Source organism: Pseudomonas sp. SK2 (genome assembly GCF_016772395.1).
GTDB lineage: Bacteria > Pseudomonadota > Gammaproteobacteria > Pseudomonadales > Pseudomonadaceae > Aquipseudomonas > Aquipseudomonas taiwanensis.
Window position 1 is genome coordinate 378201 of sequence record NZ_CP061944.1, and the last position, 26707, is coordinate 404907.

The following is a 26707-nucleotide window of genomic DNA, read 5'->3' on the forward strand; positions in this document are numbered from 1 at the left end:
CTGTAAAGCGTTTCCGCAGATGAAAAAAAGGCACCGCGCAGGGTGCCTTTTCTGGTGTTGCAGGGGTGGGCTCTTTCGCGGGTTCACCCGCGAAGAGGCCGGGGCAGGTTCATGCCTGCTTCACCTCGCGCATCGGCTTGCCCTTCACCGGTGCACCATTGGCCACGTAGTACTTGGCGGTGCTGCGCGGCAGTGGCTTGCGGCCACGGATCTTGTCCGAGATCTTCTCGGCGATCATGATCGTGGTGGCGTTGAGGTTGCCGGTGATGATGATCGGCATGATCGACGCATCGACCACACGCAGGCCTTGCATGCCATGCACTCGGCCTTCGCCATCGACCACCGCCATGTCGTCGGTGCCCATCTTGCACGAGCAGGACGGGTGGAAGGCGGTTTCGGCGTGCTCGCGGATGAACTTGTCCAGTTCTTCGTCCGTCTGCACGTGCGCGCCCGGGCTGATCTCGCGGCCACGGTACGGGTCGAGTGCCGGCTGGGCCATGATCTCGCGGGTCAGGCGGATACCGTCACGGAATTCCTGCCAGTCCTGCTCGGTGGCCATGTAGTTGAACAGGATGCTTGGGTGCTGGCGTGGGTCTTTGGACTTGAGCTTGATGCGGCCACGGCTAGGCGAACGCATGGAGCCCATGTGTGCCTGGAAGCCGTGCTCCTTGACCCCGTTGGAACCGTTGTAGTTAATCGCGACCGGCAGGAAGTGGTACTGAATGTTCGGCCACTTGAACTCAGGGCGAGTACGGATGAAACCGCCCGCCTCGAACTGGTTGCTGGCGCCGATACCGGTGCCGTTGAACATCCATTCGGCGCCGATGGCCGGCTGGTTCCACCACAGCAGCGACGGGTACAGCGAGACTGGCTGGGTGCAGGCGTACTGCAGGTACAACTCGAGGTGGTCCTGCAGGTTCTCGCCAACGCCAGGCAGGTCGTGCACGACCGGGATGTCGAGGCTTTCCAGCAGGGCGCGCGGGCCCACGCCGGAGCGCTGCAGCAGCTGTGGCGAGGCGATGGCGCCGGAGCTGACGATGACTTCCTTGCGGGCGCGGGCTTCGACGCGCTCTTCGCTGTCGCCGACCAGGTAAGTCACGCCGATGGCGCGCTTGCCGTCGAACAGCACGCGGTCGGTCAGGGCATGGGTGACGATGGTCAGGTTCGGACGCTTCTTGGCCTGGTCCAGGTAGCCTCGGGCGGTGCTCGAACGGCGGCCTTTCTTGGTCACGGTACGGTCCATCGGACCGAAGCCTTCCTGCTGGTAGCCGTTGAGGTCTTCGGTGCGTGGGTAGCCAGCTTGCACACCGGCTTCGACCATGGCGTGGAACAGCGGGTTGTTGCCGGCCTTGGGCGTGGTGACGCTGACCGGGCCTTCGCCGCCGTGGTAGTCGTTCGGGCCGATGTCGCGAGTTTCTGCCTTGCGGAAGTACGGCAGGCAGTCCAGGTAGGTCCAGTCTTCCAGGCCTGGCAGTTCTGCCCAGCCGTCGAAGTCCATGGCGTTACCGCGGATGTAGCACATGCCGTTGATCAGCGAGGAGCCACCCAGGCCCTTGCCACGACCACATTCCATGCGGCGGCCATCCATGTGCGGCTCTGGATCGGTCTCGTAGGCCCAGTTGTAGCGGCGGCCCTGCAGTGGGAAGGCCAAGGCGGCTGGCATCTGGGTGCGGAAGTCGAAGCGGTAGTCGGGGCCACCGGCTTCCAGCAGCAGTACGGTGACGCCGGCGTCTTCGGTCAGGCGGGCGGCCAGGGTGTTACCGGCCGAGCCGGCACCGACGATGATGTAATCGAATTCTTGGGACATGGAAGTACCCTCGTGTTGGCAGAGATCAGGGAGCGGAAACGCCCGTGCTCATTGGCACGGGCGTGGCTAGACAGGGTTCAGAAAACCGAGTTGTAGCCGCCCAGCTCGACCTGGACCGACTTGATGCGAGTGTATTGAGCCAGAGAGCTGACGCCGTTCTCACGGCCGACGCCCGACTGCTTGTAGCCACCGACCGGCATTTCCGCCGGCGATTCACCCCAGGCGTTGATCCAGCAGATACCGGCTTCGAGCTTGTGGATGATGCGGTGGGCGCGGCTGATGTCGTTGGTGCACACGCCAGCGGCCAGGCCGTATTCGGTGTCGTTGGCGCGGCGGATGACTTCTTCTTCGGTCTCGTAGGTGAGGATGCTCATCACCGGGCCGAAGATTTCTTCCTTGACGATGGTCATGTCGTCGGTGCAGTCGGTGAAGACGGTCGGGGCCACGAAGGCACCCTTGGCGAAGTCGCCTTGGGTCAGACGCTCACCGCCGCACAGAACGCGGGCACCTTCTTCCTTGCCCTTGGCGATGTAGCCCAGGACGCTCTCCATGTGCGGGAAGCTGACCAGCGGACCGAAGTTGGTGTTTTCGTCTTCTGGGTTGCCAGCACGGATACGGGCCACGCGCTCGACGATCTTAGCTTCGAAGGCTGCCTTGAGTTCGGCTGGGATGAACACGCGGGTGCCGTTGGTGCACACCTGGCCCGAGCTGTAGAAGTTGGCCATCATGGCGATGTCGGCGGCCTTGTCCAGGTCGGCGTCGGCGCAGATGATCAGCGGCGACTTACCGCCCAGTTCCATGGTCACTTCCTTCAGCGAGGAGCTGGAGGCGCTGGCCATGACCTTCTTGCCGGTGGTGGTGCCGCCGGTGAAGGAGACTTTCTCGATGCGTGGGTGCTCGGTCAGCCAGGTGCCGACTTCACGGCCGCTACCGGTCAGGACGTTGAATACGCCATCCGGCAGGCCGGCTTCGGTGTAGATCTCGGCCAGTTTCAGCGTGGTCAGCGAAGTGACTTCCGAAGGCTTGAAGATCATCGCGTTGCCGGCAGCCAGGGCTGGCGCGGATTTCCACAGGGCGATCTGGATCGGGTAGTTCCAGGCGCCGATACCGACGGTTACGCCCAGTGGCTCGCGGCGGGTATAGACGAAGGAGGATTCACGCAGCGGAATCTGCTCGCCTTCGATGGCCGGTACCAGGCCAGCGTAGTACTCCAGCACGTCGGCGCCGGTGACGATATCGACGTAGCGGGTTTCGGAGTACGACTTGCCGGTGTCCAGGGTTTCCAGCATGGCCAGTTCGTCGTTGCGCTCGCGCAGGATGTCGACGGCGCGGCGCAGGATGCGCGAGCGCTGCATGGCGGTCATGGCAGCCCAGACTTTCTGGCCGCGCTCGGCGCTTTCCACGGCTTTTTCGACGTCAGCCTGGGTAGCGCGCTGTACGTAGGCGAGGACTTCGCCAGTGGCCGGGTTGATGGCTTCGAAAGTGGCATCGCTGCCGGCGTCGACATAACCACCATCAATGTAGAGTTTTTGCGTTCCGAAACGGGCCATAGTGTCCTCGCAAGTGCAGTGTGTGGTTGGCTTTCGCGTCACGCTCCTGCCGGGTTGGCAAGTGCCGTGCGCGGTTGTTCAGCGGCCTGGTCGTCAGTGCCCAGGGTGTGCTGTTTAGCCAGTTGTAGATCCATGTATTCGTAAGCAATCCGTATCGCCTGATCGGTGTCGAATGCGTCACCCGACAGTGCTCCACGCAGCCACAAGCCGTCGATCAGGGCCGCCAGGCCGCGGGCTGCCTTGCGCGCATGGTAGAGCGGCAGGGCGCGGCGGAACTGGCAGCACAGGTTGGAGTACAAGCGGTGGTCATTGATCCGCTGCAACCTGTGCAAATCGGGCTGGTGCATGCTGGAAGCCCAAAAGGCCAACCAGGTTTTCATCGCCGGGCCGTTCACCTGGCTGGCATCGAAGTTGCCCTCGATGATCACTTTCAGGTGGGCTCGCGGGCTGTCGTCGGTCAGTGACTGGCGACGCGCCCTCACGCCTTCGTTGAGCATGCTCATGATGTAACCCATCGTCGCTGCGATCAGGCCGTTCTTGTCCCGAAAGTAGTGACTGATGATGCCGTTCGACACCCCGGCCAAACGGGCAATCAGCGCAATGCTGGCGTCCCCCAGGCCGACCTGATCGACCGCCTGTAACGTGGCTTCGATCAACTGCTGGCGGCGGATGGGTTGCATACCGACCTTGGGCATCTTGCTATCTCCTCAGGCCTGCGAGCAGACGACGGGCGGCTGACTCGGCGAAGGCCAGTCTATTTTGTTTTGATTGAACGTTCAATCAATAAAGAATAAGCTCTGCGACAATTTGTGCCATTGACAGTATTTCACACGGTCGAGAAGGCACGAATCGACACCCCAGGAAATCGTGTAACCCCCGGAATACAAGGCGTTGACGGGCTAGAGCGAAGCGAAAGACAGATTCTGCCAGACGGTCGACGACCTGCGGCAGGCCCTTGGAGCGGGCGGTGTGCTCTGTGACCAATGCGCGCACTTTCAGGGTGAGTGCACAGTCGGACACGGACCACCTGTCTGGTTTTTTGCAACGTTTCGATTCGGGATCACGGTTTCCAGGGTGCTTTTATAACACCTGACGCAGTGGGGCTATTGCACCAATTGCGCGGGAAAAGACTGATTAGCCTCCACAGCCGCACTGCCCGGAGCATTCGTGCAATGAGTTCTGCCTCCCTTACCAAACCCCCCGCCGAGAGGGTGCGGGTCAATCGCGTGGTGTTCTACACCTCCGCGCTGTTGGTCCTTGTTCTGACTGCCTTGCTGATCGCTGTACCCGAAACCGCCGGCCAAGTACTGGGCGTAGCCCAGAAATGGCTCACCCGTACCTTCGGTTGGTACTACATGCTGGTGATCTGCGGTTACCTGCTGTTCGTCGTTTACCTGGCTTTCTCCGATTTCGGAAAACTCAAGCTCGGTGGCAAGGACGACCAGCCCGACTTCAGCTACGGCGCCTGGGCCGGCATGCTGTTCTCTTCGGGTATCGGCATTTCGCTGCTGTACTTCGGCGCTTCCGAGCCGCTGGACCACTACTTCAACCCGCCGGAAGGTACGCCAGCCAGTCTCGAAGCCGCGCGCCAGGGCTTGCAGCTGACCTTCCTGCACTGGGGCCTGCATGGCTGGGCGATCTATGCGCTGGTCGGCCTGGCCGTGGGTTACTTCGCCTACCGTCACAACCAGCCGCTGGCATTGCGCTCGGCACTGTTCCCGCTGGTCGGTGAGCGTTGGGTCAAGGGCGCTGCCGGCAATGCCGTGGACATCTTCGGGATGTTCGTCACCCTGCTGGGTCTGGTGACCAACCTGGGTATCGGCGCGATGCAGGTATCGTCGGGCCTGGAGTACCTGTTCGGCATGCAACACAGCCAGACCAACCTGCTGATGGTGATCCTGGTGATGGCCGGCGTTGCTACCGTCGCTGCGGTATCGGGTGTCGAGAACGGTATCCGCCGCCTGTCGAACCTGAACATCATGCTGTTCAGCGGCCTGCTGATCTTCGTTCTGCTGGGTGGCCAGACCCTGCACCTGCTCAATGGCTTCGTGCAAAACATTGGCGACTACCTCAATGGCATCGTGCTGAAGACGTTCGACCTGTACGTCTATGAAGGCGAAGCGGGCAAGTCCGAGCGCTGGTTGGGCCTGTGGACCGTGTTCTACTGGGCCTGGTGGATTTCCTGGGGTCCATTCGTCGGCATGTTCATCGCCCGTATTTCCAAGGGCCGTACCGTGCGTCAGCTGGTCAGCGGTGTACTGTTGATTCCACTGGGCTTCACCCTGGCCTGGCTGTCGATCTTCGGCAACACTGCGCTGGACCTGGTGATCAACCAGGGTGCTGTGGAATTGGGCAAGACCGCGCTGGAACAGCCGTCGATGTCGATCTACCAGCTGCTGGAATACTTCCCTGCGGCCAAGATCGTGATCGGTGTGGCGGTGTTCGTTGGCTTCGTGCTGTTCCTCACCCCAGCCGACTCCGGCGCGGTGATGATGGCCAACCTGTCGTGCAAAGGCGGTAAGGTCGATGAAGACGCCCCGCACTGGATGGTGGTGTTCTGGTCGGTGGTCATCACCCTGGTAACCATCGGTCTGCTGTTCGCGGGTAACTTCGAGGCCATGCAGACCATGGTGGTTCTGGCAGGCCTGCCGTTCTCGGTGGTGCTGGTGCTGTTCATGTTCGGCCTGTACAAGGCCATGAAGCAGGACGTTGCGGTTGAAAACGAGCGCGCCGAGCTGGCAGCCCGCGGCCGTCGCGGTTTCAGCGAGCGCTTGACTCAGCTGGATCTGCAGCCGACCCAAGCGGTGGTTCAGCGCTTCATGGACAAGCAGGTCAGCCCGGCGCTGAAAGAGGCGGCCACACAGCTGCAGAACCTTGGCTTCGACGTGGAAACCCGTGTAGGCCAGTCGCGCAACATGATGGGCCTGCGGGTGATGATGGAAGAGGGCAACCCGTTCGTCTATGAAGTGAGCCTGGATGGCTACCTGGCCGCGCCGAGCGAGGCCCCCGTGGAGGGCGAACCGCAAGTGCGCCAACGCTTCTACCGTGCCGAGGTCTACCTGCACGATGGCAGTCAGGAGTACGACCTGATGGGCTTCGCGCCTGATCAGATCGTGCGTGATGTGCTCGATCAGTTCGAGAGCCATCGGCAATTGCTGGGACGCGTCTACAGCTGATGCGTATGAAAAAGCCCTGCTGCAATAGCAGGGCTTTTTGTCGGTGCTTGCAATAAGTAGCACCGCAGGCGCGACCCTGCGCGCAAGGCTTCCGGTCCACTCACCAGGAGGCCAAGGGCATGCCCAGTTTCGACACCCCGACATTCGACTTTCAACGCGCCGCTGCCCGGCAGTTCGGCGATCGCCCGACGCTGCGCCAGGTCGCGAGCGAACAACTGCTCAAACTGCTGCTTGCCGAGCTGCCGTGGCTGGCATCCGTACAGCCTGCATTGTCGTCCGCCGACCCATTGACGTTGGACAGTCCAGACCCATCGACCCCGTACTGGAACACCCAACCGTTGGTCGAGCGCGTTCTGCAGGCCATGCTCCAGACCCAGTCCATCGACCTGCAACCGCTTGATGGGCGCCATCATAACCTCGGGCTGATCGCACCTTATCGCTTCGCCGGTTCCAGCAGCGCGTACGACACCCGCCAGTTGCCGGACCTAGGCCCGGCGCTCGACGAGCTGATCGAGCGATTGCCGCAACATTTCTGCCAGGCTCAGCTCGACTATTGGAACGGTGTCGGCAGTGGTGCAAGCAGCCGAGACAGCTGGATGCAGTTGCTGTTGAAGACCGCGCTATTGCGTGGGTTGCCATTGCAAGGCCTGGATGCCCAGGAGCAGGCGTGCATACGAGGGCTGATTCGCGGTGGTGGCGATCAGCCTGACGTGAGCTTCGTGCAGGTCGAGTTATCCACAGGCTCGCGTAGCGTGAACGAAACCTTGGGTCATCTGCTGGTCACCGGCGAGTGGGATGAGCGGGAGGTCATCCTATGGTGCGCGCCTTCTGGGCAGGTGAGCAGTTTCGCCTCGATGAAGGCGTTTGCCGTGGCCCTGCGCAATGAACTGGCGCAGCGCTACAGCTTCGATGCCATGAGCTGGCAGCGATACAGGGTGGAGGGCAATGTCGCGGCGCAACAAGTGGTGCAGTTGCTGGAGCAGATGTTCGAACGGGTCCAAAGGGTGCGCTACGGGCGCTTGGCCGATGTGCCGGCGCTGGAACAGCTGTTCGCCCAGCTGAGCGACCCGGCGCAGTGGTTCGTCAGCTACCTGGACGACACGCCTGCGGTCAAACCGCCACCGGGGCTGCTGACAAGCGCAGCCAATGACACGTTCCAATACCGCAATGCGTTGCTGCAGCTCGCTGTGGACCACTTGGATGCCGAAGGCGTGGCTGCCCTGGATGGCGTCATGAGCTTGCACGACTACACCCACCAACGACTGAGCGAGCAAATGCTCAAGGAGCATGGCGATGCCATGTCGCCGGATGAACTGCTCCTTGAATTCTACATCGCGTCGGGTATCCCCGGAGGATCGGCCACAGGAGCCGGTGGGGGCGAGCCTCTTGCCTGGGCGGGCGAAAAGACCTTGACCGAATATGCCATCGGCAAGCTTGGCTCGCTCAAGGACGCCTCGGTAATACGTATCCGTCATGCACAGGGGGCCGCAGTACCCGCGTGGCTGAACGCCGAAGCGGCCAGGCGACTGGTCGAGCGCGTCGACATCGGCGGCACCTATCCTCGCTATGTAGCGCAAGTGCTGGATGATCCGCTGCAGCGGGACCGGCGTGTCCAACGGTTTGGCCGGGAATGGCGCAATGCCCTGCGGTTCAGCGCCCTGCAAGGCAAGCTGGACGGTAAGATCACCGATACTGGCCTGCAGTGTGTCGTCAACTTCTGCAATGGTCATGACGATCCGGACGCACCGCGAATTACCCTGATGCCACTGACCTTCAGGCGCCAGCCCCAGTCCCGCCACGATGACACGGTGCGTGGCATGTACGTGTTGTTCTGCGCCGAGCCCACGCGGGTGCTGCTGTATCGTCCGTTGTACAGGCAGGACACACTGCGTGAGTATGCAAGCTTCGAGAAGTTGCTGGAACACGTGCAAACGTCCGTGCGATTGCAAGCGAGCGTACTCGACTGGTTGCAGCCGCAGGTTCGCCATATCTATGACAACGGCGGTTTCATCGAGCCGCATGTCGCCAGCATCGGCCTGGACCCTTCCAGCTTGCCCGAGCGACCGGCTCCGCCAGTCCTTCAGCCGGTGTTCTGGAATACCAGTCTGGACAACAAGCTTTACGACGCGAACCGTGATTTGCTGGTAGAGCTGGCCGACCAGCAGTCCACCTCCAATGCCGAGCGCCGCTGGGAAACGCTTTCACAAGGCGCTTGGCTGCTGTTCGATGTGGTCACGCTGGTGTTGCGCGGGCCTGTGGCCAGCGTGACGTGGATGGTGCAACTGCTAACGTCTCTCGATCACGATTTGCTTGCCCTTGAACAGGAAGGTGACTTCGATCGGTCTGCCGCCGTGGTCGATTTGTTGCTGAATCTGGGAATGGTCCTGTTGCATGCACGCCAACCCGGCGCTTTGCCTGAAGGTTTTGGGCAAATCCCTGACGCATTGGCTCTTGAAGGGCTGGCCGCGCAGAGCGGTGCGTTTCGCGAGATTTCCCTGGTGCCCTCAGAAGGGCCGGTAGCGATGGTCGGTGCACTGGGGGCGCTGCCCGACCGCCAGCTGGACTTCACCTGGCGGGGCAACCATGGTTTCAACTGGCTGCCACCTACTCAGCGCCAGGCGTTGCGCGCCATGCGCTCGGGCGTGGCGTTGGATTCCTCCAGCCTGCAGGCCAGCGGAGGTGCCGCGGGCCTGCACCTTGTCGACGGGCAGTTCTATGCCGTCATGAGCGCAGACGCCTACCCTGTGGAGGTGACGGCGCAGGGCGTGCGGGTAATCGACGGCAAGGGCGGTTACGGGCCCTGGTTAGTCCATGTGGATGGCGGCTGGCGAGTGGATAGCACGCTGCGCCTTGCCGGAGGCATGAAGAACAGTCGCTTGGGCAAGAACCTTGCCGCTCAATTCGAAGCGCTCAGGCACTCGGTCGAAGCGCTCGATAGTCAAGGCAAGGTCGCGATCAGTGCCTTCAGCCAGATCAGTCTGGACATCACCGAACTGCTGGAGAAGATCGACAAGCTCAAGGCGCTTCGCCAAGGTGCGCAGGCCACGCTCGAGGCTGGAGGCTCAGCCGACCAACGCAAGTCGACCGAGGCTGTCATCGAGCACTACGACGCTCGGATCGGTCAATGGCAAGCGCAACTGCTCAGCAAGCGCCATGAATCGGTTCCTCACCTTGAGGTGGCCGTGCAAAAAGACAAGCAGATCAAGGTCAAGCTCGACGCCATGCTTGAACCGAAGTATTCCAACAGCCGCAGCCAGGCGCTCGATAGTGCGATCCAGCAACACAGGGACAATGTCCTGAGCAGCCTCATCTATTACAGCGACTTCATCCTCAACGAACTGTGGAGCCTTGCTGACTACACCGAGTTGTTGGCGCTCAAAGCGGCAGTCGAAGGGCAGCCGCTGGTGCAGGTACAAGAACAGTACCTGGCCTATCTCGACAAGCTCAAGCGTGTCGCGGCAGTCCAGGATCGTATTCTGAGCGCCTATGAGGACCTCGACGTGTTGCTGGTCGAGGCTCCTGCCGATCTGGTCATAAGCATCGGCATGGAAGCCGTCACTCGAACCGCTGGTTCACTCATTCCCAAGCGAAAGTTCAGTACGGTGCAGTTTCGCTTTCACCATGTCCTGAATCTGGCCGACCTGGCGCTGAATCTGGGGTCTGTGAATGATCAGCACATCTTGCGTGGTTACCGGAAAGAATTGGCCGGGCATGAGTTGCGTAATGTGGCCGGTGCCCATGGTGAGCTTGATTTCGCCAATCTGCCGGTCGATGACCGCATAACCATTCTCCAGGATGCCTGGGATGGCTACTCCGAGGCGCTGCTCAACAGCGCGCGCATCGGCAGGGAAGGTGGTGCCTTGGTCAGGGGCGAGATGCTTGACCGCTACCGGACCGAACTGGAAAAACTCAAGGCAGATGCAGGACGACGGCTGGTGGACGCCGTCGAGGAGGCCGAGAAAGGCGTCGTGGCAAGCCAACGTAAAGCTTATCTGGCTACCACCAACTCTCAACGGGTGGTGCGTAACGGGAAGGGGCAGATACTCATCGGCACTGTGATCTCGGAGAACGGACAGGACGTCCTGGAGGTGCGGGAGCCATTCAGCGATACGCTGCTGGCCCGTTTCGATCGGGTGAATGACCGTTGGCAAGAGCGCGACTCAGAGCCAGTCTCTGCCGAGCCGGTGGTGCAAGAGACGGATTCGGCGATGCGCGTGCAGCGCTTGTTGGATGAAAATGCTCAGCTCTCGCGCAAGGCTGATGAATATGTCAAAAGCGACATCAAGGGAACGCGGCTGGCGCAACTGTTCGATGAACAAGTCGATAAGCTAGGCCGTGAGGTGGACTGGTTGACCAGGCAAGGTGCTAGCACCAGTTTGATCAAGGCATTGGAGGCTGCCTCCGACGAGCTGCGCGCGGAAAAGAACCTGAAGCTGATCAAACTCTACACCGAAACGCGTTATCCAACCGCCGAGGCGCTTCGCTTCCTGCATTCTCAGCAGCTGCTGAGAGTGCAGTACATGGGCCCGCGACAGGTCATGCGCAATGACAGTGCATTCGATGAGTACAAGATTATGCGCACCCAGGCGGGCGCTGCGTCTGGCAGGCCGTTGTGGGTGGCGCATTTTCACATGCGATCTGCGGACTCGCCGGCGCGGGATTTCACCCGAGGCCACCTCAAAACCTGGGCTCAGCGGCGCGTGAGTAGCCAGGAGGCCGCGCAGATGGGGCGTCGGGTCCATCGTGGCAGGCTGACCCTCGAGCAAGCCGAGGGCATCATCCCGTTCGATTGAAGCCTCAGCGGTTGCTGTAGCGGCCATGCTTGCCATGGGCAGGCATGGCCTGGTTGCTTCGTACGCTTATCATCTGGCGCAGTCCAATCAGGACAACACCTTCAGACTTCAGGCGAGGCAGCTCGCGCTCGAGCACTTGCAGGGTCTGTGGGTAAGGATGCCCGATCACCACGGCCGAGCCTTGGCGCTGCGCCAAGGCGACAGCCTGGTGCAGCTGTCCCTCGATCGCCTCCACGGTGCGTACGTCATCCAGGAACACATCCCGCGAGACATGCGCGACGTCCTGGGCCTGCGCCTCGGCTGCGGCCACGGTGGCGGCGCTGGTGCGGCTGTCGACGAAGAACAGATGGCGCCGTTGCAGCTCGCCCATCAGCCAGGTCATGGGCTCGCGTTGGGCGGTCATGCGGCTGCCCATGTGGTTGTTGAGACCGGCGGCATAGGGCACTTTGGCCAGGGCTGCATCCAGTCGACTGGCCAGTTCCGGCAACGGGGTGCCGGGGTGCCAGGCATAGGGGCCGGTGGCCGGATCCATGGGCATGTGCAGGATGACGGTCTTGCCTGCCTTATGGGCCTGGCGGGCGAAGTCGGTGGCATGGGGCGTATCGGGCATCACGGCCAGGGTGATCGGGCCGGGCAGGGCGAGGGTGCGGCTGTCGCGCTCGCTGCTCTGGCCTAGGTCGTCAATGATGATGCTGATGTAGGCCTTGCCGGCCGGTGCCGCTTGCGCGACCCCGGCCAACAGCCATAGCAGTGAGAACAACAGGTACCGCATGGGGGGCATCATTTACCCGAGGTGATGTTCAAACCTTTGAGCAGGCTCAGCGCCTGGCTCAGTTGGAAGTCATTGTCCTGCGGGCGCTCCTTGCGCTTGCCGCTACCAGTCGGACGGTCGGCGCCACCGTTACCGTTGCCCAGGTGGCCTTGCAGGTCGGCTTCCTTGAAGTTGTCATTGTCGACCTCTGCGGTGAGCTTGGCCGGGCGCACTTCGATGTCCGGCACGATACCCTGGGCTTGGATCGAGCGGCCATTGGGGGTGAAGTACAGTGCGGTGGTGAGCTTCAAGGCACGGTCGTTGGCCAGCGGCAATACGGTCTGCACCGAGCCCTTGCCGAAACTGTCGGTACCCATCAGCACGGCGCGTTTCTGGTCCTGAAGGGCACCGGCGACGATCTCCGAGGCCGAGGCGCTGCCGCCGTTGATCAGTACCACCAACGGCACGCCTTCGCTGGCGTCGGCCGGGTCGGCGGAGAAGCGCAGCTCGGAGTTGGCGATGCGGCCCTTGGTGTAGACGATCAGGCCCTTGGTCAGGAAGTGGTCGGCCACCTCCACGGCAGACTGCAGCACGCCGCCTGGGTTGTTGCGCAGGTCCAGCACCACGCCGCGCAGTTTCTTGCCGTTGTCCTTGCGCAGCTTGGCCAGGGCCTTGCCCACTTCGTCGCCGGTCTTGACCTGGAACTGGGTGATACGGATGTAGCCGTAATCGTTTTCCAGCAGCTGGCTCTTCACGCTCTTGACCTGGATCACCGCGCGGGTGAGGGTCACATCGAATGGGTTGCCGCCATCGCGAACCAGGGTCAGGGTGATCTTTTCGCCAACCTTACCGCGCATCTTGTCCACGGCTTCGGTCATGGTCTGGCCGCGAGTCGGTGCGCCGTTGATCTTCACGATCAAGTCGCCAGCCTGGACGCCTGCGCGCGAGGCCGGGGTGTCGTCGATGGGCGAGACCACCTTGATGAAACCGTCTTCCTGGCCGACTTCGATGCCCAGGCCGCCGAATTCGCCGCTGGTGCTTTCCTGCAGCTCCTGGAAGTCTTCCGGGCCCAGGTAGGCCGAGTGTGGGTCGAGGTTGCTTAGCATACCCTTGATGGCGTTCTCCAGCAGGGTCTTGTCGTCCACGGGTTCGACGTATGCGGCCTTGATACGGTCCATGACCTCGGCAAAGGTACGCAGCTCCTCCAGCGGCAACGGCGCCTTGGCCGTCACTTCGGTGGCCGGTACCGAGGCTGGCTTGGCCGGCTCGGCAGCGATGGCCAGGGGCGCGCCGACCACCAGGGCGATGGTCAGGGCCAGCTGGGTGAGACGTGGGGAGTGCAGCATGTCGAACGAACTCCTGATCCTGTAGGCGCTCCCTGCGGGAGCATCGGTGCGGTGCCGGGCACCGCGCCGTAAAAAAGTGAACTAGCCTCGGCACCACTGGGCTGGGTCGGTAGGACGACCCTGCTGACGGATGGCGAAGTACAAACCTGCGCTGTCCTGCCCACCGCTGTCACCCACGGTGGAAATGGCCTCGCCGGCCTTGACGATGTCGCCGGCGCTCTTGAGCAGGCTTTGATTGTGGCCGTACAAGCTCAGATAACCATTGCCATGGTCCAGAATGACCAGAAGTCCGGCGCCACGCAACCAGTCGGCGAACACCACGCGCCCGCCATGCACGGCGCGGACCTGGGTGCCGGGGCTGGCGCTGATCATCACGCCGTCCCACTTGGCCCGGGCATCGCTGCCTCGGGCATCGCCGAAGCGTGCAAGCAATCGACCATTGACCGGCCATGGAAGTTTTCCCCGTGCGGCGGAAAATGCACCGCCATAGCTTGCGCCATCGCTGGACACCATCGGGCCCAGGGTGGTGCGGGCCTTTTTCGCAGGCTCGGCATCGTCGCGCTCGCGGGCGGCGGCCAGGGCCTCCTGCTGACGGCGCTTTTCCGCTTCCTGCTGGGCCAGCAGGGCTTTCTTGCGCGCCTCCTCGGCCTCGCGGGCCTGGCGAGCCAAGGTTTCCTCGATGGTCTTGAGCACCTTGGCCAGGTCGGCCTGGTCCTGCTCGCGGGCCTGTAGTTTCTGGTCGCGGTCCTTCATGTCGCTGTTGAGCTTGGCCAGCACTTGCTGACGCTTGCTGCGCTCAGCCTCCAGGGCCTGGCGCTGGGTATCGAGGTCGGCGCGCTGGGTGAGCAATTGTTCCTGCTGGCGAGCGATGTCCTGTTCGACATTGGCCAGTTGGCGCAGGGTTTCGTTGAAGGCGCGCAGTTGCTCCATGCGTGCCTTGCTCAGGTAGTCGTAGTAGGTAAGGGTGCGCGCGAACTTCTCCGGGTTCTGCTGGTTGAGCAGCAGCTTGAGGTACTCCTCGCGACCGTTCTGGTAGGCCGAACGGGCCTGGATGGCAATCAGTCGCTGTTGTTCAGTGCGGGCGCTCTGGAGTTTTTTTTTCTCGGTATCAAGGCGCTCCAGCTCGCCCTCGGTCTTTTTTAGTTCTTGCTGCAGAGCCTCCACCTGCTTTTCGAGGTTGCCGATGTCGGTCTCGGTGCTCTTGAGGTCTTTTTGCACGCCTGATTTTTCTTCCTGGAGCTTGCCCAGCATCTTCTTGAGCTCGGCGATGTCCTGGCGGGTGGCGTCCAGTTGTTGCTGGGTCTGTGCGCGCTCGTCGGCGAAGGCCGGGCTGAGCAGGCAAGACAGGGCGAGGAGGATCAGGGCGCGAAGCATGAGGTTGGGCGTACCAAGGATGGAGACTGGCCTAGTATGCCCGCGCAAGCCTGCAAAAAAAACGCCTCACTGCCGGTGCAGAGAGGCGTTTGTCTGGAATTCATGTGCCAGGGGGCCGCAAAGCAGCCCCTGGGTGTCGATCAGGCATCGACCAGAATCGAGGTGCCGGTCATCTCCACCGGCTTTTCCAGCCCAAGCAGCTTCAGCATGGTCGGCGCCACGTCAGCCAGGACGCCGCCTTCGCGGACCTTGACGTTGCGCTTGCCGACATAGATGAACGGTACCGGCTCGGTGGTGTGGGCGGTGTGCGCCTGGCCTGTGCACTCGTCTTCCATTTGCTCGACGTTGCCGTGGTCGGCGGTGATCAGCGCCTCGCCGCCGACTTTATCCAGAGCCTCGACAATGCGCCCGACACAGCCGTCCAGTGCCTCGACCGCCTTGACCGCTGCTTCGAACACGCCGGTGTGACCGACCATGTCGCCGTTCGCGTAGTTGACCACGATCACGTCATAGCGCTGCTGCTCGATGGCTTCGACGATACGGTCGGTGACCTCGGGGGCGCTCATCTCCGGTTGCAGGTCGTAGGTGGCGACCTTCGGCGAAGGGATCAGGATGCGTTCTTCGCCTTCGAACGGCTCTTCGCGGCCGCCCGAGAAGAAGAAGGTCACATGGGCGTATTTCTCGGTCTCGGCGATGCGCAGCTGGGTCTTGCCCTGTTTCGCCAGATACTCGCCCAGTACGTTGTTCAGGCTGGCCGGGGCGAAGGCGGCGGGTGCCGGGATTTTGGCCGAGTACTGCGTCAGGCCGATGTAGGCGGCCAGTTTCGGCAGGCGGGCGCGAGGGAATTCGTTGAAGTCCGGCTCCACGAACACCCGGGACAGCTCGCGGGCGCGGTCGGCACGGAAGTTCATGAAGATCACGGCATCGCCATCTTCGACCTTGACCGCTTCGCCGATACGCGTGGCCTTGACGAACTCGTCGCTTTCGTCACGGGCGTAGGCGGCTTCCAGGCCAGCAACGGCGCTGTCTGCGGTGTACTCGGCAACGCTGTCGACGATCAGGTTGTAGGCGGCGCTGACGCGGTCCCAGCGGTTGTCACGGTCCATCGCGTAGTAGCGGCCGATCAGGCTGGCGATACGGCCCTTGCCGAGCTTGGCGAAAGTGGCGTCGAGCAGCTCGATGGAGGTCTGCGCGCTACGCGGCGGAGTGTCACGGCCGTCCAGGAAGGCATGCAGGTAGATTTTTTCAGCGCCACGTCGAGCGGCCAGTTCGGCCATGGCGATCAGGTGGTCCTGGTGGCTGTGCACGCCGCCGTCGGAGAGCAGGCCGAGGATGTGCACCGCCTTGCCGGCACCGGCAGCCTTGTCCACGGCGCCAGTGAGTACGGGGTTTTCGAAGAACTCGCCGTCGCGGATGGCTTTGGTGACGCGGGTGAAGTCCTGGTACACGACACGGCCAGCGCCGAGGTTCATGTGACCGACTTCGGAGTTGCCCATCTGCCCGTCCGGCAGGCCGACGTCCATCCCGGAACCGGAAATCAGACCATGCGGCTGACTGGCGCGCAGGCGGTCGTAGACCGGGGTGTTGGCGGCATAGATGGCATTGTATTCGGGGCTTTCGCTATGACCGAAGCCATCCAGGATGATCAGGACCAGGGGTTTGGGCGTGCTCGTCATCAATCAAACTCACGGTTGTTCAAAGATGATAAAGACACGCATTTTAGGGCAAATGCGCCATCAACGGCGAATAATCGTCCCGTTGCCCGACCGGCGCGGCGATGGTGCGGGATGAAAGTGCCTTCGCCGCCGGCCCGTCGGGCTTTGGTGGTCATAAGCGGCTGTGTATACTGGCCGGCATTTTCAATCGCGTGGAACACCCCAGATGGTTGCTAACCTGATTCAATTTGCGACAAACCACTACATCCTGGTGGCGATCTTCGTTGTCTTGCTGGTCGCCCTGTTGGTCAACGAAATCCGTCGTGGCGGGCAGAGCCTGAGCAACGGCCAGTTGACCGCACTGGTCAACGCCGAAAAAGGTCTGGTCATCGACATTCGTCCGGCCAAGGAATACTCCACCGGTCACATCGTCGGCGCGCTGAACATCCCCCAGGACAAACTGGTCAACCGCATGACCGAGCTGGAAAAGCACAAGGCCAAGACCCTGATCGTCGTCGATGCAATGGGCCAACAGTCCGGCACCATCTGCCGCGAGTTGCTCAAAGCTGGTTACACAGCCGCCAAGCTCAGCGGTGGCGTTTCCAGCTGGAAAGCCGATAACCTGCCCCTGGTGAAGTGATATGAAGCCCGTCATCGTCTATTCCAGCGACTACTGCCCCTACTGCATGCGCGCCAAGTACCTGCTCGAGAGCAAAGGCGTGGAGTTCGAGGAAATCAAGGTCGACGGCAAGCCGCAGGTACGCGCCGAGATGAGCCAGAAGGCCGGCCGTACTTCGGTGCCGCAGATCTGGATCGGCAGCACCCACGTCGGTGGATGCGATGACCTCTACGCCCTGGAGCGTGCCGGCAAGCTCGACGCGCTGCTGGCGGCCTGATTTGCATTGCATTCAAAAACATTAGGATAAGGATCTGCCATGACTGACCAACAGACCAACGGCGCAGCAGAAGACAACAGCCCTCAGTTCTCCATGCAGCGCATCTATGTGCGTGACCTGTCGTTCGAGGCCCCGAAAAGCCCGCAGATCTTCCGCCAGCAGTGGGAGCCGAGTGTTGCCCTGGACCTGAACACCAAGCAGAAGGCACTGGAAGGCGACTTCCACGAAGTGGTGCTGACCCTGTCGGTTACCGTGAAGAACGGCGAAGAAGTGGCCTTCATCGCTGAAGTCCAGCAGGCCGGCATCTTCCTGATCAAGAACCTGGATGCGGCGTCCATGAGCCACACCCTGGGCGCTTTCTGCCCGAACATCCTGTTCCCTTATGCCCGTGAGACCCTGGACAGCCTGGTCACCCGCGGTTCGTTCCCGGCGCTGATGCTGTCGCCGGTCAACTTCGACGCCCTGTACGCTCAAGAAATGCAGCGTATGCAGGAAGCCGGTGAAGTGACCGTGCAGTAATCGCTGCCCACGAAAAAGGCGACTTCGGTCGCCTTTTTTTATATTCGCGTGCCGTGCTGATCGCCGGCAAGCCGGCGCCTGCAGGGACTGCGATGGTTCTCCGAACGCCGTAGGTGGTCGATCAACTCCCGGCAAACCCGTTTTGTCGCCACGCCTCGTACACCGTCACCGCCACGGTATTGGACAGGTTCAGGCTGCGGCACCCAGGCCGCATCGGCAGGCGCAGGCGTTGTTCGGCTGGCAGGCTATCCAGCACCTCGGCCGGTAGCCCACGGCTCTCGGGCCCGAACAGGAACGCATCGCCCGGCTGGTAGGCCACTTCGTGAAAGGGGTGCGAGCCTTTGGTGGTGAAGGCGAACAAGCGGGGATTGCCGAGGCTCTCCAGGCATCCGGCCAGGCTCTCGTGGCGTTTGAGCGTGGCATACTCGTGGTAATCCAGCCCCGCCCGGCGCAGGCGCTTGTCATCGAGCTCGAAGCTGATGGGTTCGATCAGGTGCAGGTCGCAACCGCTGTTGGCACAGAGGCGAATGATGTTGCCGGTATTCGGCGGAATTTCTGGTTGAAAAAGGATGACGTGAAACATGCACGGCTCCAAGCGTGAAGATGGCGAGCATTCTACCCCTGAACCGGACCTGCGTTCGAAAGGCTTCCCACGGGTGATGCTCTCGTTGGCGATCATCGGTCTGATGGTCGGCCTGATGATCGGTAAGTTGACCACCCCTGACCAGCGTGTGCTGGAGCAGGTGGAGGTGGTGCAGGACGGGCTGGACCTGTGGTTCAACGAAGAACCCAAGCTGCATGGCGAGAACGTGGAGGGAACGGTCGCGTTGCTTTTCGAGGCTGAGGGCAAAGCCCAGCGAGGCCAGTTGAGCCTTCAGGGCAAGCCAGTGGGCTGGCGTTTACAGAAGCGTGATGAAGGGCTGCTGCTGACCCTGGTAGCCGCGCGTCCCCTGCACGGCGAGTGGGCCGGTGCAGAGGACGCCGGACGTTGGCGCGTGCAGGTGAGGCTGCACGAATAAAAGAGGGGATTCCCGGCCTGCCTGTACCGAGGTCCCCGAAGGGTGATGCTACGGCATGTAAAAGAGGGGATGTCTCGGCCTGCCTGTACCAAGGTCCCCGAAGGGTGGAGCTACCGCGTGTAAAAGAGGGGATGTCTCGGCCTGCCTGTACCAAGGTCCCCGAAGGGTGGAGCTACTGCGTGTAAAAGAGGGGATGTCTCGGCCTGCCTGTACCAAGGTCCCCAAAACTGGAGCGACTGCGAATAAAAGAGGGGTTCACCCGGCCTGCCTGTACCGAGGCCCCCGAAACTGTAGGTACAGGTCTTATTGCAGATGGCGTGCCAGTTTTGAAATACCCGGAAACAGGCGGGTTTAGGGTGATTTGGCCGACTTTTGAGGGGGTTTGTGCCTTAGCAAGGTGCAGCGGGCACAGGATCGGTGCAGGAAGCCTTACCGAGTTCAGTCAAGGGCGCTTGGGTTTTAGTGTCGATATCGGCATTTGCCATCCATCGAAACGGAGATGAATCATGAGCGAAGACAAGCAGCCCACCACCGTGGAGCAGGCGATGAAGATCCTGGATGATCTGTCCCAGCTGGGGAAAGTCGAAGAGATCGGGAAGGGCGGCCAGCAGTCGCTGGCGCTTCTGGTCGATAAGCTCCTGGGTGTCCGTGGGGCCTTCGACAAGTGGCGGGCCAAAGCCCAAGCAGAGTAATTGATCCAAATGCTGGTCGCCCTACACCACTGGCCTGCCAGATTGGCCGGTGGTGCAGGGCAGCGACGGGTTTGAGGATTGGGACTTAACCTTCCTCGTCTCCATCGTCATCCGCGGCATCGACATTCATGCCCAGTTCCTTGATCTTGCGGGTCAGCGTGTTGCGACCCCAGCCCAGCAACACCGCGGCATCCCGGCGACGGCCAGCAGTGTGCTTGAGCGCTGTCTCGATCATGATCCGCTCGAAACTGGGCACCGCGCTGTCGAGCAAGTTCGACTGCCCGCGTGCTAGTGCCTGGTCGGCCCACTGACGCAGGGCCTGCTCCCAGTTGGTCACCGGGGCGGCGTCCTGAGGCAGGTTGAGCAGTTCAGGGGGCAGGTCGCCAATCAGCACTTCGCGGCTGGATGCCATCACCGTGATCCAGCGGCAGGTATTTTCCAGCTGGCGCACGTTGCCCGGCCACGGCAGGTTACGGATGAACTCCTCGGTCTCAGGCTTCAGCAGCTTCGGCTCGACCGCCAGCTCCTGGGCCGCGCGGCCGAGGAAATGACGAGCCAGGGCCGGAATATCTTCACGACGGTCCGCCAGGCGCGGAATGTGGATACGGATCACATTCAGGCGGTGGAACAGGTCTTCACGGAACTTGCCAGCCTGTACCAGGGATTCGAGGTTCTGGTGCGTCGCGGCGATGATGCGCACATCGACCTTCACCGGAATATGGCCGCCGACCCGATAGAATTCGCCATCGGCCAGGACCCGCAGGAGACGGGTCTGGGTGTCGGCGGGCATGTCGCCGATCTCGTCGAGGAACAGCGTGCCACCGTCGGCTTGCTCGAAGCGGCCACGGCGCAGGTTGGCCGCACCGGTAAATGCGCCTTTCTCGTGGCCGAACAGTTCCGATTCCATCAGATCCTTGGGAATGGCCGCCATGTTCAAAGCGATGAACGGCGATGCCGCTCGCGGACTGTGGCGGTGCAGGGCGTGGGCCACCAACTCCTTGCCGGTACCGGATTCGCCGTTGATCAGTACGGTGATGTTGGAGTGGCTGAGGCGGCCGATGGCGCGGAATACCTCCTGCATGGCCGGCGCTTCGCCGATGATTTCCGGCGTGCGCGCCAGGCTTTGCGGAACATCCAGTCCCTGCTGCTCCTGTGCGTGCTGGTTGGCCCGCTTGACCAGCGAGACCGCCTCGTCCACGTCGAACGGCTTGGGCAGGTACTCGAAGGCGCCGCCCTGGTAGGACGCCACTGCGCTGTCCAGGTCCGAGTGGGCCGTCATGATGATGACCGGCAGGCGTGGGTGCTGTTCGCGGATCTGTGCCAGCAGGTCGAGGCCGCTGGCACCCGGCATGCGGATGTCAGAGATGATCACATCCGGTTGCTGGCGGGCCAGCCGGCTCATCACGCCATCGGCGCTGTCGAAGCTCTGGGTGGCCATGCCTTCCTGTTGTAGGGCTTTTTCCAGGACCCAGCGAATGGAACGATCATCGTCGACGATCCATACGGTTTCACTTCGGCTCATGAGGCAGTGGCTCCTTGTTCCAGGGGCAGGAAGATCGAGAAAGCGGTATGGCCGGCATGGCTTTCGCACTCGATCAGGCCCTGGTGCTGGCTGATGATGTTCTGGGTGATGGCCAGGCCCAGCCCGGTACCGTCCGGGCGTCCACTGACCATGGGATAGAAGAGGGTGTCCTGCAGTTCCGCCGGAATGCCTGGGCCGTTGTCGATGATCTCGACCCGGGCGACCAGGCGGTGGCGCACATGGCCGATGGTGAACTGACGCACCGCACGGCTGCGCAGGGTGATGCGGCCAAGGCGCAGTTCGTTCTGCGAGCTGATCGCCTGCATGGCGTTGCGCACGATGTTGAGCACCGCCTGGATCATCTGCTCGCGGTCGATCAGTACGTCTGGCAGGCTAGGGTCGTAGTCACGCACCAAAGTGATGCAACCCTGGCTTTCGGCCTCCACCAAGCTGCAGACCCGCTCCAGCACCTCATGGATGTTGGTCATGGCCAATGACGGCAGCTTGTTCGAGCCGAGCATCCGGTCGACCAGATTACGCAGGCGATCGGCCTCTTCGATGATTACGTTGGTGTAGTCGCGCAGTCCGTCATCGGGCAGTTCGCGCGATAGCAACTGCGCCGCGCCGCGAATGCCGCCAAGGGGGTTCTTGATTTCATGGGCCAGGCCGCGCACCAGCATCTTGGTGGTTTCCTGCTTGCTCAGCTGAGCTTCTTCCTTGGTGATGCGCAGCAGTCGGTCACGCGGGTGCACCTCCAGCAGCAGCAAGGTATTGCCCAGGTGCAGGATTGGCGTGACGGCATAATCGACGGTGATGGTCTGGCCGGTCAGCGACGTCAGTTGCGCCTCGCGCTTGGTGAACGGGTGTGCCTGTTCCACCGCCTGGCGCAGCGAATTGAGCGCTTCGGTCGATTCGGTGAACAGCTCGCTGATGAACTGCCCGTGGCTGCGCTGACCGCTGACTGCCAGAAGCATTTCGGCAGCCGGGTTCATGTACTCCAGACGCAGCTCCGAATTGAGCAGGAGCGTGGCCGTGGTCAGGTTGTCCAGAAGCAGACGGTGCTGTGCATCGCTGATGGTCATAAGGCGTCGGTGACCTCTTTTTGCGCTGGCGTATCCTTGGCCGTGCCAGGGATGGGGGCGCTATGGATCCGCTGATGCCAGGAAAATGCAAGAAACAAACCAAAGCTCCGAAAAGAAGCGGTATTTCGTGACAAAGTCCCGAAATTGCGCTTATTCGGATCAAAAAGCGGTGGTTTAACGTTTCAAGTGACCTTTTTTGGGCTGCAGCGTGGGGCGTCGATCATTGTTGCGCACCAATATAGAGCATAGCGATGGTCAGGACTTCACGCACAGCTGCGCCGTGGCTCGGACCAGCGCTATGTGCCGTAGCGGATCATTGGTGCGTTGTTGCAGTGCGCTAGCCAGCTTTTTCGGGCAGTCACGCATGTCGAGCAGGTCAAAACGGCGGAGCTCGTCCAGCAAAGTCGCTTGAAGCGTGTCCAGCCGTGGGCGAAGTTCGTGCACGAGATCGCGGGATGTGCTGGTGGGCTGACTGCCCAGGGCATTCCAACGATCGATCAGCGTGTATTGAACGAGCTTGTTGGCTTCGATCTGGTCGCTGAAGAATGCCGCTGCGCGAGGTGGATCGAGGTCGTAGTCGGGCGCATCCTGGCAGACCTTGGCCAGGACTTGCTGCTCGCGTTCAGGGGCTTGGACCGGTAGCGTGAGTTTCCATTTGTGCGTCGCGACCGAAACAGCAAGGTCCAGGCGGTGTTCGATGGCGGTGAGCAACGGGTCGAATTCGGGCTGGGTGGGCGGGGTTGCGCGGCAGCCGTTAAGGGCCAAGGCCAAGCACATCATGGCGGGGATAAGGCGCATGTTGATCTCCTTTTCGTGGAGACCTGAGTGTGGCCAGTCTGCGGGCTTTCACTTGTAGGAAGCTGCTGATAGGTCTGTGCGTAAACAAAAACGGCCTTCGTATGAAGGCCGTTTCTGGTGATTCAATCAGCGCAGCGCGCCGATGTCATCAAACGCTGTAGTACAGGTCGTATTCCAGCGGGTGAACGAAGGTACGGACCTTGATCTCTTCTTCCGATTTCAGCTCGATGTAGGCATCGATGAAGTCGTCGGAGAACACGCCGCCCTTGGTCAGGAACGCACGGCCCTTGTCCAGCTCTTCCAGAGCTTCCTTCAGGCTGCCGCAAACCTGCGGGATTTCCTTGGCCTCTTCAGGCGGCAGGTCGTACAGGTTCTTGTCGGCTGCATCGCCTGGGTGGATCTTGTTCTGGATACCATCCAGACCAGCCATCAGCAGGGCGGCGAAGCACAGGTACGGGTTGGCAGCTGGGTCCGGGAAGCGCGCTTCGATACGGCGGGCTTTCGGGCTGGAAACGTAAGGGATACGGATCGAGGCCGAACGGTTACGGGCCGAGTAGGCCAGCATGACCGGCGCTTCGAAGCCAGGTACCAGACGCTTGTAGGAGTTGGTCGCCGGGTTGGTGAAGCCGTTCAGGGCCTTACCGTGCTTGATGATACCGCCGATGAAGTACAGGGCGGTGTCGGACAGGCCGGCATAGCCTTCGCCCGAGAAGGTGTTCTTGCCGTCTTTGGAGATCGACATGTGAACGTGCATGCCCGAGCCGTTGTCGCCGTACAGCGGCTTCGGCATGAAGGTAGCGGTCTTGCCGTAGGCATCGGCAACGTTGTGCACGCAGTACTTCAGGGTCTGAACTTCGTCAGCCTTGGTGACCAGGGTGTTGAAGCGCACACCGATTTCGTTCTGGCCGGCAGTGGCCACTTCGTGGTGGTGAACTTCGACGACCAGGCCCATTTCTTCCATGGCGTTGCACATGGCGGTACGGATTTCGTGGTCGTGGTCGCACGGCGGAACCGGGAAGTAGCCGCCTTTCACGGCAGGGCGGTGGCCCTTGTTGCCGCCTTCGACGTCCTGATCGGTCATCCAGGAGCCTTGCTCGGAGTAGATCTTGAACATCGAGCCCGAGATGTCGGACTTGAACTTCACCTGGTCGAAGATGAAGAACTCAGGCTCCGGGCCTACCAGTACGGTGTCACCGATACCGGTCGACTTCAGGAATTCTTCGGCACGCTTGGCGATGGCGCGTGGGTCGCGGTCGTAGCCTTGCATGGTGGACGGCTCGATCACGTCGCAGACCAGGATCAGGGTCGGCTCTTCGGTGAACGGGTCCAGGACGGCGGAGGAGTCGTCCGGCAGCAGGATCATGTCGGAAGCTTCGATGCCTTTCCAGCCTTCGATCGACGAGCCGTCGAACATCTTGCCAGCTTCGAAGAAGTCGTCATCCAGCGCGTCGCGAGCGGGCATGGTGACGTGGTGCTGCTTGCCTTTGGTGTCCGTGAAACGCAGATCAATCCACTTGACGTCATGATCTTTGATGAGTTGAACCGACTTCGACATGTTGTCCTCCGGATGGTCTAGGGCGCTTAGCCGCTGCCCTGGAAAAAGGGTGTCGCCGGGCGCGCATAGTCGGCCAAGCTTACCTGCCTCACAAGAGAGCAAATTGCATGCCAGTGCCCAAAAATGGCGAGGGCGGGATAAAAGGGGGCGTTTACGGGCATCTGGCCGGCGTCTGGCGTACAAAAGTGCATCTTTTGAGGGCGCTTTCTGGTGCTCATGCACCAAATATGTGCGTGTCGTGGTTTTTGTGGTGCGCCTGAGGTCGCACCGCCCGCGCGGCGCATCGCGAGCAAGGCTCGCTCCTACATTTGTTCCTGGCCACTAACGTCAATGACAGGCGCGCGCGACCGCCTTGTGTGTACGCCGCGATATCGTGCCGGGCACCAAGGCGTTCGCGCGTAGATCCCACAGACCTCATAGGCCAGAAACAAATGTAGGAGCGAGCCTTGCTCGCGATGCGTCGCGCGGGCGGCATTCGATCTCACAGGCAGCGGAAAACCCGCCCCCGGCATCCCCTCCCAAACGCTCTGACCAAAAGTTGGTCAAAACCTGAGCAATATCCGCTATAATTCGCGCCCCTCATTTTCGGCAGGCCCTGCGCGCGCTGTTAACCAATGAAACTTATCGTCAAAGTCTTCCCAGAGATCACCATCAAGAGCCGGCCGGTGCGCAAGCGTTTCATCCGTCAGCTCGGCAAGAATATCCGTGTCGTGCTCAAGGACCTGGACCCTGAGCTCGCGGTCGATGGTGTCTGGGACAATCTCGAAGTGGTCACCCGCATCGAGGACGAGAAAGTCCAGCGCGAAATGATCGAGCGCCTCACCTGCACGCCGGGTATCACCCATTTCCTGCAGGTCGAAGAATACCCGCTGGGCGACTTCGACGATATCGTCGCCAAGTGCAAGCAGCACTTCGGCCACCTGCTGGCCGGCAAGCGTTTCGCCGTGCGCTGCAAGCGCGGCGGCCATCACGATTTCACCTCGATGGACGTTGACCGCTACGTCGGCAGCCAGTTGCGTCAGCAGTGCGGCGCCGTCGGCATCGACCTGAAGAACCCGGAAGTGCTGGTGCGCATCGAAATCCGCGATCAGCGCCTGTACGTCATTCACAACCAGCACAACGGCATCGGCGGCTACCCGCTGGGTGCCCTTGAGCAGACCCTGGTGCTGATGTCCGGTGGCTTCGACTCCACCGTGGCGGCCTATCAGATGATGCGCCGCGGCCTGATGACCCACTTCTGCTTCTTCAACCTGGGCGGCCGTGCCCACGAGCTGGGCGTGATGGAAGTGGCCCATTACTTGTGGAAGAAGTTCGGCAGCAGCCAGCGCGTGCTGTTCATCAGTGTGCCGTTCGAGGAAGTGGTCGGCGAGATTCTGAACAAGGTCGACAACAGCTACATGGGCGTGACCCTCAAGCGCATGATGCTGCGCGGTGCCGCGCGCATGGCCGAGCGTCTGGAAATCGATGCGCTGGTCACCGGCGAGGCGATTTCCCAGGTTTCCAGCCAGACCCTGCCGAACCTGTCGATCATCGATTCGGCTACCGACAAGCTGGTACTGCGTCCGCTGCTGGCCAGCCACAAGCAGGACATCATCGACACGGCCTCCCAGATCGGCACCGCCGAGTTCGCCAAGCACATGCCCGAGTACTGTGGCGTGATCTCGGTGAACCCTACTACCCATGCCAAGCGTCACCGCATGGAGCATGAAGAGAAGCAGTTCGACATGGCTGTGCTCGAGCGCGCCCTGGAGCGCGCCAAGTTCATCTCCATCGACCATGTGATCGACGAGCTGGGCAAGGACGTCGAAATCGAGGAAGTGGCGCAGGCCTTGCCTGGTCAGATCGTCATCGACATCCGCCACCCCGATGCCCAGGAAGACGAACCTCTGGTCATCGACGGTATCGAAGTCCAGGCCATGCCGTTCTATGCGATCAACAGCAAGTTCAAGCACCTGGATGCCAACCGCCAGTACCTGCTGTATTGCGACAAGGGTGTGATGAGCCGTCTGCACGCACACCATCTGCTCAGTGAGGGACATGCCAATGTGCGTGTTTATCGTCCGACATAAGACGCCAGGGCTGTATGGCGGCAGTATCCGCCATCGCCCTCCCGACAGCCGGCCCCGCTGAGCCTTATGCCTTACATATTGGCCGCCTAGACTGGGCGGCAAC

At 61.6% G+C, this 26707-nt stretch carries 20 protein-coding genes; 8 read left to right on the top strand and 12 right to left on the bottom strand.

The features are described from left to right. Window positions 1-109: 109 nt before the first annotated feature. From betA to betI, 3 genes are all read right to left on the bottom strand, one after another. Window positions 110-1807 carry a choline dehydrogenase gene (gene betA / locus IF103_RS01685; RefSeq protein ID WP_023378260.1) on the bottom strand — a complete coding sequence of 566 codons (1698 nt, stop codon included), beginning with the start codon at window positions 1805-1807 and terminating at the stop codon, window positions 110-112. 77 nt (window positions 1808-1884) lie between these two features. Beyond that, entirely contained in the window at window positions 1885-3357 is a 1473-nt protein-coding gene (betB, locus tag IF103_RS01690; protein WP_023378261.1) for a betaine-aldehyde dehydrogenase, read from the bottom strand. A 38-nt stretch (window positions 3358-3395) separates the two neighbouring features. Further along, window positions 3396-4052, bottom strand: coding sequence for a transcriptional regulator BetI (betI, locus tag IF103_RS01695; RefSeq protein WP_023378262.1), 657 nt, complete (start codon window positions 4050-4052; stop codon window positions 3396-3398). A 477-nt stretch (window positions 4053-4529) separates the two neighbouring features. Between betI and IF103_RS01700 the strand changes: the two genes are divergently transcribed. Together IF103_RS01700 and IF103_RS01705 are read left to right on the top strand one after the other, a co-directional pair. Beyond that, entirely contained in the window at window positions 4530-6533 is a 2004-nt protein-coding gene (locus tag IF103_RS01700) for a BCCT family transporter (RefSeq protein WP_023378263.1), read from the top strand. A gap of 119 nt (window positions 6534-6652) precedes the next feature. After that, a complete protein-coding gene (locus IF103_RS01705; RefSeq protein WP_202675824.1) occupies window positions 6653-11326 on the top strand; it encodes a methyl-accepting chemotaxis protein in 4674 nt (1557 codons plus the stop codon). A 4-nt stretch (window positions 11327-11330) separates the two neighbouring features. On the opposite strand, the gene IF103_RS01710 is transcribed toward IF103_RS01705, so the two are convergent. The 4 genes from IF103_RS01710 to gpmI all read right to left on the bottom strand — a co-directional run bounded on the left by IF103_RS01710 (window position 11331) and on the right by gpmI (window position 16473). Beyond that, a complete protein-coding gene (locus IF103_RS01710) occupies window positions 11331-12098 on the bottom strand; it encodes a divergent polysaccharide deacetylase family protein (protein ID WP_023378265.1) in 768 nt (255 codons plus the stop codon). An 8-nt stretch (window positions 12099-12106) separates the two neighbouring features. Beyond that, window positions 12107-13423, bottom strand: a complete 1317-nt coding sequence (locus tag IF103_RS01715; RefSeq protein ID WP_023378266.1) for a S41 family peptidase — start codon at window positions 13421-13423, stop codon at window positions 12107-12109. Between the two features lie 81 nt (window positions 13424-13504). Then, entirely contained in the window at window positions 13505-14797 is a 1293-nt protein-coding gene (locus IF103_RS01720; RefSeq protein WP_027907925.1) for a murein hydrolase activator EnvC family protein, read from the bottom strand. A gap of 140 nt (window positions 14798-14937) precedes the next feature. After that, a complete protein-coding gene (gene gpmI / locus IF103_RS01725) occupies window positions 14938-16473 on the bottom strand; it encodes a 2,3-bisphosphoglycerate-independent phosphoglycerate mutase (protein WP_023378269.1) in 1536 nt (511 codons plus the stop codon). 205 nt (window positions 16474-16678) lie between these two features. Here gpmI and IF103_RS01730 point away from each other — a divergent pair, with 205 nt between their 5' ends. From IF103_RS01730 to secB, 3 genes are read left to right on the top strand one after another with little or no spacing between them, the layout of a single operon-like run. Further along, window positions 16679-17092, top strand: a complete 414-nt coding sequence (locus IF103_RS01730) for a rhodanese-like domain-containing protein (RefSeq protein ID WP_023378270.1) — start codon at window positions 16679-16681, stop codon at window positions 17090-17092. Window position 17093: 1 nt separating this feature from the next. Further along, entirely contained in the window at window positions 17094-17348 is a 255-nt protein-coding gene (gene grxC / locus IF103_RS01735) for a glutaredoxin 3 (RefSeq protein WP_023378271.1), read from the top strand. Between the two features lie 39 nt (window positions 17349-17387). After that, entirely contained in the window at window positions 17388-17867 is a 480-nt protein-coding gene (gene secB / locus IF103_RS01740; RefSeq protein WP_027907926.1) for a protein-export chaperone SecB, read from the top strand. A 121-nt stretch (window positions 17868-17988) separates the two neighbouring features. Here the strand turns inward: secB and trmL are convergent, their stop codons facing one another. Next, window positions 17989-18450 (bottom strand): tRNA (uridine(34)/cytosine(34)/5-carboxymethylaminomethyluridine(34)-2'-O)-methyltransferase TrmL, encoded by a 462-nt coding sequence (trmL, locus tag IF103_RS01745; protein ID WP_013974580.1) that lies wholly within the window; start codon window positions 18448-18450, stop codon window positions 17989-17991. On the opposite strand from trmL, the gene IF103_RS01750 reads away from it, so the two are divergent. Continuing rightward, window positions 18449-18886, top strand: coding sequence for a hypothetical protein (locus tag IF103_RS01750; RefSeq protein ID WP_027907927.1), 438 nt, complete (start codon window positions 18449-18451; stop codon window positions 18884-18886). The two genes, trmL and IF103_RS01750, sit on opposite strands and share 2 nt — an antisense overlap. Before the next feature lie 506 nt (window positions 18887-19392). After that, window positions 19393-19578, top strand: a complete 186-nt coding sequence (locus tag IF103_RS01755) for a hypothetical protein (RefSeq protein ID WP_023378274.1) — start codon at window positions 19393-19395, stop codon at window positions 19576-19578. Between the two features lie 85 nt (window positions 19579-19663). Here the strand turns inward: IF103_RS01755 and ntrC are convergent, their stop codons facing one another. From ntrC to glnA, 4 genes are all read right to left on the bottom strand, one after another. Next, complete coding sequence (gene ntrC, locus IF103_RS01760) at window positions 19664-21100, bottom strand: nitrogen regulation protein NR(I) (protein ID WP_023378275.1); 1437 nt, start codon at window positions 21098-21100, stop codon at window positions 19664-19666. Next, a complete protein-coding gene (gene glnL / locus IF103_RS01765) occupies window positions 21097-22182 on the bottom strand; it encodes a nitrogen regulation protein NR(II) (RefSeq protein WP_023378276.1) in 1086 nt (361 codons plus the stop codon). Before glnL ends, ntrC begins: the two co-directional genes overlap by 4 nt. 255 nt (window positions 22183-22437) lie before the next feature. Further along, entirely contained in the window at window positions 22438-22980 is a 543-nt protein-coding gene (locus IF103_RS01770) for a chorismate mutase (RefSeq protein WP_202675825.1), read from the bottom strand. Window positions 22981-23128: 148 nt separating this feature from the next. Next, complete coding sequence (gene glnA / locus IF103_RS01775; RefSeq protein ID WP_023378279.1) at window positions 23129-24535, bottom strand: glutamate--ammonia ligase; 1407 nt, start codon at window positions 24533-24535, stop codon at window positions 23129-23131. Window positions 24536-25149: 614 nt separating this feature from the next. Between glnA and thiI the strand changes: the two genes are divergently transcribed. Beyond that, complete coding sequence (gene thiI / locus IF103_RS01780; RefSeq protein ID WP_023378280.1) at window positions 25150-26604, top strand: tRNA uracil 4-sulfurtransferase ThiI; 1455 nt, start codon at window positions 25150-25152, stop codon at window positions 26602-26604. Window positions 26605-26707: the final 103 nt, after the last annotated feature.